Here is a 12,774-nt window from a genome sequence, read left to right on the forward strand (position 1 = left end):
TCAGGCCTCTTGCAGCGTGTCGGCCTGCATCTTCCGCATCAGATTGCTCGCGGACGGTGCTTCGCTGCCGTCGTTCATGGCCTTGACTTCCATGCTGCGCAGGTGCACCGACAGGGCCAGGCGCTTGGCTTCACCCTCTTCCTCGGCCAGCTTTTCCATGGTTTTCTGGATGCGGCTTTGCAGGCCCTGCGGCATCGTGTATGGCAGGATCACCCACAGGCTGTGCTCATCCACGCGGGTAATCAGGTCGGACTCGCGCAGCTGGGCATTCAGGCGCACGGCGAGTTCGTCCAGCAGCTCGGTGATCTGCCAGGGGCTGAGCTGCTGCGCCGGTAGCCCCTTGTGCTCAAGCTCCATGCGCATCAGGTGGAAGCTGAACTGCGGGTTGCGCGCCTGGATGTCGCTGGCCCAGCCCAACATGCGCTTGAAGCCCTGCGGGTCCACATAGTTGCGCGCCTTCAGCGGCGGGTAGGCCTCGCCCACTCCGCCATTGCGCACAGCCTGACGCCCACTGGCGCTCAGCATCAGCGTGGCGACTTCACGCACCTCCAGCTCGTCGGGCGTGCTCGTGCGCGCACAGTCCAGGCAGCGCGCCTGGACCATGGAATCGACCGATGAGCGCTGGCAGCTGCGGCAGTGGTACTGGGCCAGCGGCTTGTCGTAGTCCACGCCGATGTGACGCAAATGCACATGGCATTTGGGGCAGTCCAGCGCACCGCCTTCAACGAACTGCGATTCGGCGCCGACATGGCCGCAGGCAAAGCAGTGCAGCATTGACTCGCGTCGGGTGTCCAGGCTCTGGCAATGCGGGCATACGTCCACGAAATGGATGTGCGCCGAGCCGCAACCCGAGCACAGCCGGGTGCGGTCCACCAGCCCCTCGGAGCGCAGCAGCCCGCGGCGGCGCAGCTCCTCCAGCGCCTGGGACACGCTCTCCTGTGCGCAGGCCAGTTGCTCCGCGACCGGATAGCGGTAGAGCTGGTCGCTGTCGCGGTCGAGCAGCGGCCGAAATCCCGTCTGCGGCCCGCGTTCGTAGAGGAAGTACAGCAGACGCTCCTCCAGCCCCAGCACATCGCCAGGATCGGGCAGCATCTGGCGGCGCAAGGCCATGCCCTCGGTGACTTCATGTGCCCGCTCCACGCTGCACAGCGCATCCACGTACGGCTGCGCGTCGCGCAGCGCCGGTTCCGCAAAGACCGGCAGGCTCCACCAGTCGCTCTGGCGGGTGCGATTGAGCCATTTGCGCCAGACCTGGTGCGGCACGGCACGCAAATAAATGCCCTGCGGCTGTACACCGGAGTGCATCAGCGCATCCAGATCCTGATAGGAGACAGATCGCTCTGACTCAGGGACGGCTGTAGTGAGTGGCCCCAGAAAAACCAAGCCTGCCTTGGTGCGGATGGCTGTATCCATCAGACTCTCCTGTGTTGCGCGCGCCGGGCTGCACAAGCTCGGGGCGCTGTTTCGGAGAGCTCATTTTTCGGTTTGGAAGTGAAGCTTCGACTACCGTTTTCATAGCTTTTAAACTTTGAAAACCAAGTTGCATTTAGCAAACAAACAGGCTGTACAGCCGTTACGCTACATCCACATACAGAGTTGGACATTCACGCTGTTCCTGCCTTATTAATTCGGGTTTTCATCAGCCCGAACTTCCCTTGGGCCTCTCGGGGTGACAACGCAAACCAGCACAAAAAGTCACCGTCGACACACATGAGCAGCGACTCAGCGGAAACTGTATGCAGACATGTAAAACCGAACCGGCCATCTGGCGCACGCACAGGTAACATTTGCGGCAGTCAATAACCCCAGGAATTGACAAAAGTAGTCCAACAGCTTGTTTTCACGCAGGAAGAAAAGCAGGGACTCATGGCAGGAGCTCACCGGACTAGCCAGCAAAGCAGAGGACAATAGGCATTTTTGGATCCGCACGATATGACCGACATACAACGCCCCGAACTGCCCGACCATCTGTCCGTTGACCCTCGCAGCCCCCACCATGTGGCCGCCGTGTTCGAGCACGACATCGGTATTCGCTTCAACGGCAAGGACCGCTTTGACGTCGAGGAATACTGCGTGAGCGAGGGCTGGGTCAAGGTGCCCGCCGGCAAGACCCTGGACCGCAAGGGCAAGCCCCTGCTGATCAAGCTCAAGGGTACGGTCGAAGCGTATTACCGCTAAACCCAGTCCCCGTGGCCGCACAACGCCTGAACAAGCGCCAGCTCAAGCGTGAGCTGAATGCCGTGCGGCCATACTCTCGCAGCCAGATCGCCGATGGACAAAGGCAAGAGGCCGGGCTGCGACACAGAATCACGGAGGGCGAGCTGGGATGGTTGATGCCCGAGCTTGCGCTGCCTTGGCAAACCTGGGTGCAGCAGGTGCTGCGACCCGAAGCCATCGCTGTACAGCCCGCGCTTTGCAGCAGCTTCGTTTTAGGGATGGACATACCGCTGCTGCAACGCTTTGCCGCAGAAGTGCCAGAATCCAACAGACTCTATGTACACAGCCTGAGCGATGCTCAAGCGCTGGTCTTCGGCGATGCAGGGCACTGCGTCAAGGCCACCCTGCAGCAGGGGCAAATCAGCGACTGGCAAACCAGTCCCGCGGAAGCCTCCGAGTCTGAAACACGATTGCGCGCAGCAGACGCCACGGCTTTGCATGCTGCATGGCAGTGCTTTGCTCAAGAGATGGATTGCCCCGCCAACCTGAGCCAGTTCCGCGCACAAGTGTTTGATGCTGGTCTGCAGAGCCAGCGTCTGGTCTGCATTTCACCCATCACGCTGGATTGGATGGATCACTACGCCAACATCCACACCGACTGCCGCTGGTTCAATGGTGTCAGCCGCATCCTGGATGGCAGGGAAATCATTCACACCATAGTGCATGGAAGAGACTAAAGACTTGAGTTCAAGCCTGTTCAGCCTCTCCCCCTTTCACACCAAGCGCATAAAGCTATTTATTCAATAGCATTCAGCTCGCTCAAGCCAGAGCTTCCGCAGGACCGAAGAACTCGTAGTGCACCTGGGCCTCGGGCACGCCCAGCTCGCGCAGCGACTGCTTGACACTGCGCATGAAGCCGCGCGGGCCCAGGAAGTAGACATCGGCATCGCGCGACTCGGGCAGCCACTGGGCCAGTCGATCGGTGCTCAGCAGGCCCTGGGCATCGACCTCGTCGCCCGCGTCCGCCTGGTCGTAGCAATAGCGGCGCGTGAGCTGCTCGTGGCTGTTAGCCAGCGCATCGATCTTCTCGCGGAAGGCATGCACGCCGCGATCGCGCGCGCAGTGGATGAAGGTGATCTCGCGCCCCGTGGGCAGCGCGGCCTGCAGCATGGGCAGCGTGGGCGTGATGCCCACACCGCCGCTGATCAGCACCAGGGGCTTGGCATTGGCCTGCAAGGTGAAATGGCCGGCAGGCGGGAACAGCTCCAGCGTATCGCCCACGTGCAGCTGGTCGTGCAAATGGTTGGAGACCTTGCCGCCGGCCTCGCGCTTGACGCTGATGCGATAGCTCTTGCCGTTGGCAGGCGCCGACAGCGAGTAGTTGCGGCGCTGCTCCAGGCCGTTGACCACCACGCGCAGGCCGATGTACTGGCCTGGCTGATGGGCAATCACCGCGCCGCCGTCCACGGGTTCCAGATAGAAGGACGTGATCTCGGCGCTTTCGGCCTCTTTGCGCACCAGCTTGAAGGCACGCGCACCACGCCAGCCGCCTTCGGTTGCCGCAGTCTGCTCGTACACCGCGCGCTCCGCACCGATCAGGATATCGGCCAGCTGCTGATAGGCGGCGGCCCAGGCGGCGATCACCTCATCCGTGGCGATCTCTGCCCCCAGCACCTCGCGAATGGCGCGCAGCAGGCAGGCACCGACGATGGGGTAATGCTCGGCCTGTACCTGCAGCGCCACATGCTTGTTGATGATTTGCGCAGGCAGATTGCCCAGGTTTTCCAGTCGGTCGATGTTCTTGGCATACATCAGCACGCTATGTGCCAATGCTCGCGGCTGAGCACCGCTTTGCTGGTGCGCCTGGTTGAACAGCGGGCGCACCTCGGGATACTCACCCAGCATGGTCTGGTAGAAATGCGTGATCAGGGCCTCGCCGCCGGTTTCCAGCAGCGGTACGGTGGCCTTGACGATCTCGCGTTGACGTTCGGTAAGCATGCAAATCTCCTGGTTGCTGCCTTGCCAGCTGCAAGGCTTGAGCGGATAAATGCAAACGGCGTGCCAGCAACAAGACCATTGCAGAACAATGGCTTGCAAAAACATGCGTCAATATGACATCCATCAATTGCTGTCTCATTGACACCATCCGATGTCGTTATGACAACATCTCACATTCTCAACGCCGTCAGCCCGCTGATCGCCGATCTGGCCCAGGACCTGTCCGAGCGCGAACGTCTGCGCCGTCTGCTGGCTGCACTGCGCAATCTGTTGCCCGCCGATGCCGTAGCCCTGCTGAAGCTCGAAGGCGAATGGCTGCGCCCCATGGCGATCGACGGCCTGATGCCGGACACGCTGGGCCGGCGCTTTCGCCTGGGCGAGCATCCGCGCTTTGCCCAGTTGCTGGCGGCCGGCCAGGCCATGCGCTTCGAACCCGACAGTCCCCTGCCCGATCCCTATGACGGGCTGGTGGCGCACAAAGGCCAGGCCATCAGCGAGCTGCATGTGCATGACTGCATGGGCTGCGTGCTGCAGCTGGGCGGCCTGCCCTGGGGTCTGCTGACGCTGGACGCACTGGAGCCGGGCCGGTTCGCCGACCCCGCGGCGCTGGCCATGCTGCAGGCCTTCAGCAATCTGGCCGCAGCCACCGTGGCCACGGCCGAGCGCGTGCACCAGCTGTCCCAGCTCGCGCGCGGCGCCACCGGCTCGGCCAGAGCGGCCGCGCCGCAGGAGCGCGGACTGCAGGGTGCAAGCCCTGTCATGCGCCAGTTGCAGAAAGACATTGCCCTGGTTGCCGCCAGCGATCTTTGCGTGCTCGTCACCGGCGAAACCGGCACCGGCAAGGAACTGGTGGCCCAGGCAGTGCATGCGCAGTCGGGCCGTGCCGACAAGCCCATGATCAGCATCAACTGCGCGGCCCTGCCCGACAACCTGGTCGAGAGCGAGCTGTTCGGCCATGTGCGCGGGGCCTTCACGGGAGCACTGAGCGAGCGCAGCGGCAAGTTCGAGCAGGCGCATCAGGGCACGCTGTTCCTGGACGAGGTCGGCGAACTCTCGCTGCCCGTGCAGGCCAAGCTGCTGCGCGTGCTGCAAAGCGGCCAGCTGCAGCGCCTGGGCTCGGACCGGGAGCACCATGTGGATGTGCGCGTGATCGCCGCCACCAACCGCGATCTGGCTGCGGAAGTCGGCGCCGGGCGCATGCGCGCGGACTTCTATCACCGCCTCAATGTCTATCCGCTCGCCGTGCCGCCGCTGCGCGAGCGCGACAGCGACGTGCTGCAGCTGGCGGGCTATTTCCTCGAGGAGAATCGATCCAGACTCAGGCTCGGCGGCCTGCGCCTGGATGCGGCCGCACAGGCGGCCCTGCTCAATCGCAGCTGGCCCGGCAATGTGCGCGAACTCGAGCACTGCATCAGCCGCGCCGTGCTCAGGGCCCTGAGCCGCAATGACGGCAGCGCCAGCCGCGCGGGAGCCAGGCTGCGCATCGTGACCCTGGGACTTGCCGATCTCTGGGAGCGGGCCGAGGCGCCTGCCGCCGCACAGGCCACAGCATCCATGGACCCGGCCACCGCAGCGGCTGCGCCCGAGGCCGGTCTGCGCGCCGCCGTCAGCGCCTATGAGCGCCAGCTGGTCAGCTCCAGCCTGGCCCGCCACCGGGGCAGTTGGGCCGCCGCAGCGCGCGAGCTGCAGCTCGATCGAGCCAATCTGCAGCGCCTGGCCAAGCGGCTTGAGATCGACAGGCCTTGATCAGCGGCCCTGGATGCCCAGCAGCTCCACATCGAAGTTCAGCGTGGCATTGGGGGGAACGGCACGGCCTGCACCACGGCTGCCATAGGCTATGCCGGGAGGACATGTCAGTTTGGCCTTGCCACCCACTTTCATCTTCTGCACGCCCTCGGTCCAGCAGGGAATCACGCCATTGAGCGGGAACTCGATGGGCTGCTTGCGTGCATAGGAGCTGTCGAACTCCTTGCCGGTATCGGGGAAGTAGCCGCGGTAGTGCACCTTGACGGTGTCCGTCGCCTTGGGACTGGGCCCGCTGCCTTCGACCTGGCTTTCATAGATCAGCCCGCTGGCGGTAGTGACCGGCGCAGCATGAACCACTGCGCCAGCGCCCAGAGCAAATACAAACCCGATCACGGAGATTGCTTTTTTCATATCGGATGCGCTGAGTAAATAAACAAAACCCGACTTTATTACGAAGTCGGGTCGAAAAGATGTCACGGCAGCAATGCCGCAAGCCGCACCTATCTCAGATCCGGGCAATGCCGATATCGTCCAGAGCCCTGGACAGGTGCGCCACGGAGCGATCCGAGTCATGCCATTTGTCCAGGCCGAACAGGCCGATGCGGAAGGTCTGGAAGTCCGGGCCTTCATCGCATTGCAGCGGAACGCCCGAGGCGGTCTGCAGGCCCACCTTGAGGAAGGCGCGGCCGCTCTGGATTTCCGCGTCAGTGGTGTAGCTCACGACCACGCCAGGCGCCTTGTAGCCCTCTGCGGCGACGCTGGGGAAGCCGCGCGACTGCAGCAGCTCGCGCACCTTGCGACCCAGTTCCATCTGTTCTTCGCGCACCTTGGCAAAGCCGTATTCGCGCGTCTCCAGCATCACGTCACGCAGGCGCAGCAACGCATCCGTGGGCATGGTGGTGTGATAGGCGTGCTGGCCTTTTTCGTAGCCCTCGGCAATCTGCATCCACTTCTTCAGGTCGCAGGAGAAGCTGGAGCTTTGCGTGTGCTCTATGGCCTCGCGGGCGCGTGCCGAGAGCATGACCATGGCGCAGCAAGGCGAGCTGCTCCAGCCCTTTTGCGGCGCCGAGATCAGCACGTCCACGCCGGTTTTTTCCATATCGACCCACATGGCACCGGATGCCACGCAGTCCAGCACGAACAGCGCGCCAACCTCGTGCGCGGCATCGGCGACGGTGCGCAGGTATTCATCGGGCAGCATGATGCCGCTGGCCGTCTCCACGTGCGGGGCAAACACCACCTTGGGACGCTCCACGCGAATGGTATCGGCCACATCCTCCGCCGGACATGGCGCCCAGGGATCCTGGCTGCCCTCGCCCTGCTTGCGCGCCTTGCAGACCACGGAGCCGCCGCCCAGGCCCGCATCGGCATCGAAGATCTGCGTCCAGCGGTAGCTGAACCAGCCGTTGCGCACGATCAGCACCCGCTCGCGATTGGCGAACTGGCGCGCCACGGCTTCCATGCCGAAGGTGCCGCTGCCGGGAATCAGCACGGCCGTGTGGGCGTGATAGACGTCCTTGAGCATGCCCAGGATGTCCTGCATCACGCCCACGAACTTCTTGGACATGTGGTTGAGCGCTCTATCGGTGTAGACCACCGAGAATTCGAGCAGGCCATCGGGATCGACGTCGGGCAAAAGTCCGGGCATGGGATATCTCCAATCGCAAATACTGGGCAGTCAAAAACACCCCGGAGCAGACGTTGGGCCGCCGGGGCGCTGGTGCAAGACATTCAGCTTAGCATGAGCCGGAATATGGTTTTGCGTATGCAGCTCATATCAAAAACATGAGCTGAAAGCGCTTTGCACATCGGAGATTTCGGCCGATTAAACGCTGAAATTTCGATATCCCCATCAGCGTTTACCATGTGTCCACAAAGCGTCCGCCTTCCTCGCGCAGGCGCGCACCGGCCAGGCCGCGCACCAGCCAGGCGCGGGTCTCCGCAGGGTCGATGACGGCATCGACTTCCAGCGTGGCCGCCATGTGCATGGCCTCGCCATGTGCGTATTGCTGGGCCAGCAGCTTCTGGAACAACGCCTCGCGCTGCGCGCCCTCGGGCAGGGCTTCGAGCTCCTTGCGAAAGCCCAGTCGCACAGCCCCTTCCAGGCCCATGGCGCCGAACTCGCCCGTGGGCCAGGCCACATTGAAGATGGGCGCATGAAAGCTGCCCGCCGTCATGCCCATGGCGCCCAGGCCATAGCCCTTGCGCAGCACCACGCTGAAGTATGGGACGCGCAGCTTGGCCGCCATGACGAACAGCCGGCTGACATGGCGCACCTGGGCGGTTTTCTCGATCTCCGGCCCGACCATGAAGCCGGGCGTATCGACCAGGCTGACGATGGCGATGCCGTGGGCATTGCACAACTGCATGAAACGCGCCGCCTTGTCGGCCGCATCGGCATCGATGGCGCCGCCCAGATGGCCCGGGTTGTTGGCCATCAATCCCACGGGCCGCCCCTCGATGCGCGCCAGCGCCGTGTGGATACCGGCGCCGAAGCCGGTTCTCAGCATCAACAGGCTGCCCTCGTCCACCAACCCGGCCATGGCTGCGCGCGTATCGTAGGCACGCAGGCGGTTCTCTGGCACGACCTGGCGCAGCAGACGCTGATCGGGCTCGGACCATTGCTCGACCCGCCCCTGGAAGAAGGACAGATAGTGCCTGGCCGCGGCCACGGCCTGGGCCTCGTCGTCGACCAGGATATCGATCACGCCATTCGCATGCTGCACGCTGGCGGGGCCGACTTCCTCGGGACGGAAGACACCCAGGCCGCCGCCCTCGATCATGGCCGGTCCGCCCATGCCGATATTGCTGCTGCGCGTGGCGATGATCACATCGCTGCAACCCAGCAGCGCCGCATTGCCCGCAAAGCAGCGGCCATGGGTGATACCCACCACGGGCACCTGACCCGAGAGCGCCGCATAGGCCGCGAAGGTATGCACATGCAGGCCCGCGACCACGGGGGTATCGGTATCGCCGGGCCTGCCGCCGCCGCCTTCGGCAAACAGCACCACGGGCAGCTTCTGCTGCAGCGCGATGCCCAGCATGCGGTCGGTCTTGGCATGATTGCGCGCCCCCTGGGTGCCCGCCAGCACCGTGGCGTCATAGGACATGACCACGGCGCGCGATCGCTCCGCGCCGAACTGCGCGGCATTGATGGAACCCATGCCCGTGACCATGCCGTCGGCCGGCGTGTTCGCCACCAGATCGTCGAGGCTGCGCCTGCGTGTCTGCGCGGCAATCGCCAGCGCCCCGTACTCGATGAAGCTGCCTTCATCGCAGAGATCGGCAATGTTCTCGCGCGCGCTGCGGCTGCCCTGGCCGTGGCGCCTGGCCATGGCCTCGGGCCGCGCTGCATCGAGCGTGAAGCCATGGCGATCCTTGACGCGCTGCAGATCGTCTCGAATGTGGTCGGGGTCCTGCAACTGTGCCTGAACCTCGGCATGCGCGGCCTCCCCCTGAAAGGGCGCGAGCACCAGCAAGGCCTGGTCCTGCGCCACATAGCTGCCGGCCTCCGCCAGCAGCGCCTGGACCCGGCCCGCCGCCTGCGCGAACAGCACATGCTGCATCTTCATGGCTTCGAGAATGCCCAGCTCGGCGCCCTTGGCCACCTGCTCGCCCACCGCAACAGACCACTGAACGACCCTGGCCGGCATGGGGGCCAGCACAGCATTTTCAGGAGCTTGCTGCGCTTTATCAGCCTTATTTTCAGAATAAAAATTATCTGAATTCTTTGAATGACTTGCGCTTGAAGCTATCTTTTCTGCAGCATCCACCAGCTGCGGCAAGACCTCTTCGAGCCAGCGCGTGTGCACCGTCTGCTCCAGCACCTCGGGCCGCTGGGCCAGGGCCTGCAGCAGCGGCAGATTGGTGGCAAGGCCCGCAATGCGGCAGTCGGCCAGCGCGCGCCGGGAGCGGCGCAGCACATCCTCGAAACGCGGCGCGTTGCTGTGCACGACGAGCTTGGCCAGCAAGGTGTCGTAGTGCGGCGACGGACTGGCCCCCTGCTGCGCATGGCTGTCCAGGCGTATGCCGGGGCCTTGCGGCCAGTGCAGCTCGGCAATGCGGCCGCTGCCGGGGCGGGAGTGGCCCCGGGCATCGAGGGTCTCGGCATTGATGCGCCACTGCATGGCATGGCCGCGCGGCCGGGGCGGGGCATTCACGTTGAGGCCCAGGTCGGCAAAATGCTCGCCCGCCGCAATGCGGATCTGGGCCTGCACCAGATCGACGCCAAAGACCTCTTCGGTAATCGTGTGCTCCACCTGCAGGCGCGGGTTGGCCTCGATGAAGACATAGGGCAGGGACTCGGAATGCAGATCGATCAGAAACTCGAACGTGCCCAGGCTTTCGTAGCGCAGCCTGGCTGCCATGCGCAGCGCATCCTCGGTGATGCGCTCGCGCAGCGGCTGCGTCAGGCTCGGGCTGGGCGCAATCTCCACCAGCTTCTGAAAGCGCCGCTGCAGCGTGCATTCGCGCTCGCCCAGCGCCATCGGCCATTCGCTGCCGTCGCCCAGCAGCTGGATCTCGATATGGCGCGCGCCGCTCATCAGCCGCTCGACATAGACGCCGTCCATGCCAAAGGCCGCCTGGGCCTCGCTGCGGCAGCGCTGGTAGGCGGCCGCCACTTCGGCAGCCTCGGTGACCGCACGCATGCCGCGCCCGCCGCCGCCGCCGATGGCCTTGATCATGATGCCGCTGGCCCCGTCGGCCTGCTGGCGCGCAAAGAACTGCTGTGCCTGCTCCAGCGTCACGGCCTCGGAGCTGCCGGGCATCAGGGGCACGCAGCATTGCTGCGCCAGCGCACGGGCTCTGGCCTTGTCGCCAAGCAGCGCCAGTTGCTCGGGCGTCGGGCCGATGAAGCGCAGGCCCGCTGCCGCACAGGCGCGCGCAAAGTCCGCGTTCTCGCTGAGAAAGCCATAGCCCGGGTGCAGCGCGTCGCAACCGTGCTGCTGCGCGATCCGCAGCAGCTGCGCACCATCGAGATAGGCTGCCGGGCCGCTGGCGCCCAGTGCCTGCGCTTCGTCAGCGGCCTGCACATGCGGGGCCGCCGCATCGTCGGCGGCGTACACCGCCAGGCTGGCAATGCCCAGCTCCTGCAGCGCACGGATGATGCGCAGCGCGATTTCACCGCGGTTGGCGATCAGGACTTTCTTGAACATAGGACTCTCGTTTGAATGGTTCGCAACTTGCGCCGATCCGGAGCCGGCAGCGTGTGTCGATCAGGGGATGTCCCTGAGCAGGCGGCGCAATACCTTGCCAGCCCCGGTGGCCGGCAAGGCATCGATGAAACGCACCTCGCGCGGAGCCTTGTAGCTGGCCATGTTTTCCTTGCTCCAGGCCAGCAGGCCTTCCACCTCCAGGCTCTGCCCCGGCTTGCGCACGATGAAGGCGCGCACGACCTCGCCTTTCTGAGCATCGGCAACACCGATCACGGCAGCCTGGGCGATGGCCGGATGCTTGATCAGAATCGTCTCCACCTCCTCGGGGAACACGCTGTAGCCCGAGACCTTGATCATTTCCTTGAAGCGGCCGATGAAGGTCAGATAGCCGTCCGCATCGAATTTGCCCATGTCGCCGGTATGCACCCAGCCGTCCTTGAGCGTCTTGGCCGTGGCCTCGGGCTTGTTCCAGTAGCCCTTGAAGTTGCCCGGGCCGCGAATGATGATCTCGCCCACCTCGCCTGCGGCCAGCGGTGCGCCGGTCTCGGGATCTATCACCCGGATCTCGTTGCCCGGCGCAGGTTTGCCATGGGTTCCCCAGCGGATGGCATCGCCCGGCATGAAGGTATCCATGGTGTGGGTTTCGGACAGGCCGTAGGCCGCCTCGCTGGAGATGGCGTTGGGCGCGAACCTGCGCCATTGCAGGGCCAGATCCTCGGTATAGGTGATGCCGAAGCTGGTGACGGTGTTGCGGCGCAGCGCGCTGAAATCCATCTTCTCCACACCGGGCACCTGCATCAGCGCCACATTCATGGGCGCGATGCTGTACCACCAGCTGACACGATAGCGCTCCAGTGCCTGCGCCACGGCCAGCGGATCGAAGCGATGCAGCAGCACGCAGGGCGCGCCCGAATGCACGGGCATGTTCACCCCCATGGACATGCCGGCGATGTGATAGAGCGGCGCCACGGCCAGCAGGACATCCTCGGCGCTGACGCCGGTCACCCGGGACGCGCCGGCCGTCTTGTACGCGGCCGCGCCAAAACTCAGCATGGCGCCCTTGGGCAGGCCCGTGGTGCCCGAGGTATAGGTCATCAGCGCCACCTCGTCTATGTCCACCTCGACATGGGAAGGCCTGGCGCCGCTGTGCATGAGATCCCAGAAGGACGTCACGTTGCCGGGCAGCGGCTGCACGGGGGCCTGCAGTTCGGCAGGCAGGGGCAGCGTGGCTCTGGCGGGCAGCCAGTCGCCGTAGCGCACGGCCAGCACATGCTGCAGCGCGGTGCTGCCGCGCACCTTGTCGACCACGGGCAGCAGCACATCGGCCGCGATGATGACCCTGGCCTGCAGATCATTGAGCTGATATTCGAGTTCATGCTCCTTGTTCAGCGGCCCGCAGGGGCAGACGATGGCGCCGATCTTCTGCACCGCGTAGTGCGCAATGATGTACTGCGGGCAGTTGTTCATGAACAGGGCGACAGGCTCGCCGGGCTTCACGCCCAGTTGCTGCAGATGGGCGGCCACGGCATCGCTGGCCTCATCCACCTGGCGCCAGCTGATGTGCTGTCCGTACCAGATATAGGCATCGCGCTCGGGGTGCTGGCGCGCATTGCGGCGCAAGGCCTCATGCAGGGGAATGAGGATTTCGGATTCAGCCATGGTTGTCTCCTGGGTGTCTCGTATAGACCGGGCAGCTGCGCCACTTGCGAGCTTTCTC

General features: G+C 64.5%; 9 protein-coding genes. 3 read left to right on the forward strand and 6 right to left on the reverse strand.

Features of this window, described 5'->3' with window-relative positions; translation table 11 throughout:
* Positions 1 to 1,413 carry a hypothetical protein gene (locus tag JAO85_RS07055; protein WP_039050150.1) on the reverse strand — a complete coding sequence of 471 codons (1,413 nt, stop codon included), beginning with the start codon at positions 1,411 to 1,413 and terminating at the stop codon, positions 1 to 3.
* A gap of 519 nt (positions 1,414 to 1,932) precedes the next feature.
* On the opposite strand from JAO85_RS07055, the gene JAO85_RS07060 reads away from it, so the two are divergent.
* Together JAO85_RS07060 and JAO85_RS07065 are read left to right on the forward strand one after the other, a co-directional pair.
* Positions 1,933 to 2,178 (forward strand): DUF3297 family protein, encoded by a 246-nt coding sequence (locus tag JAO85_RS07060; protein ID WP_003068494.1) that lies wholly within the window; start codon positions 1,933 to 1,935, stop codon positions 2,176 to 2,178.
* Positions 2,179 to 2,189: 11 nt separating this feature from the next.
* Positions 2,190 to 2,894, forward strand: a complete 705-nt coding sequence (locus JAO85_RS07065) for a hypothetical protein (RefSeq protein ID WP_202787776.1) — start codon at positions 2,190 to 2,192, stop codon at positions 2,892 to 2,894.
* Between the two features lie 82 nt (positions 2,895 to 2,976).
* Here the strand turns inward: JAO85_RS07065 and hmpA are convergent, their stop codons facing one another.
* Positions 2,977 to 4,155 carry an NO-inducible flavohemoprotein gene (gene hmpA, locus JAO85_RS07070; RefSeq protein WP_202787777.1) on the reverse strand — a complete coding sequence of 393 codons (1,179 nt, stop codon included), beginning with the start codon at positions 4,153 to 4,155 and terminating at the stop codon, positions 2,977 to 2,979.
* Positions 4,156 to 4,314: 159 nt separating this feature from the next.
* On the opposite strand from hmpA, the gene norR reads away from it, so the two are divergent.
* A complete protein-coding gene (gene norR / locus JAO85_RS07075) occupies positions 4,315 to 5,901 on the forward strand; it encodes a nitric oxide reductase transcriptional regulator NorR (RefSeq protein ID WP_202787778.1) in 1,587 nt (528 codons plus the stop codon).
* Here norR and JAO85_RS07080 read toward each other — a convergent pair whose 3' ends face one another.
* From JAO85_RS07080 to JAO85_RS07095, 4 genes are all read right to left on the reverse strand, one after another.
* Positions 5,902 to 6,312, reverse strand: a complete 411-nt coding sequence (locus JAO85_RS07080) for an FKBP-type peptidyl-prolyl cis-trans isomerase (RefSeq protein WP_039050153.1) — start codon at positions 6,310 to 6,312, stop codon at positions 5,902 to 5,904. It lies immediately after the preceding gene.
* 94 nt (positions 6,313 to 6,406) lie between these two features.
* On the reverse strand, positions 6,407 to 7,549 hold the full coding sequence (locus JAO85_RS07085; protein WP_202787779.1) for an aminotransferase class V-fold PLP-dependent enzyme: 1,143 nt from the start codon (positions 7,547 to 7,549) through the stop codon (positions 6,407 to 6,409).
* Positions 7,550 to 7,760: 211 nt separating this feature from the next.
* Positions 7,761 to 11,057 (reverse strand): carboxyl transferase domain-containing protein, encoded by a 3,297-nt coding sequence (locus tag JAO85_RS07090; RefSeq protein ID WP_202787780.1) that lies wholly within the window; start codon positions 11,055 to 11,057, stop codon positions 7,761 to 7,763.
* Between the two features lie 60 nt (positions 11,058 to 11,117).
* Entirely contained in the window at positions 11,118 to 12,716 is a 1,599-nt protein-coding gene (locus JAO85_RS07095) for an AMP-binding protein (RefSeq protein WP_202787781.1), read from the reverse strand.
* Positions 12,717 to 12,774: the final 58 nt, after the last annotated feature.

It is taken from the genome of Comamonas sp. NyZ500 (assembly GCF_016772095.1).
Classification (GTDB): Bacteria; Pseudomonadota; Gammaproteobacteria; order Burkholderiales; family Burkholderiaceae_C; genus Comamonas; species Comamonas thiooxydans.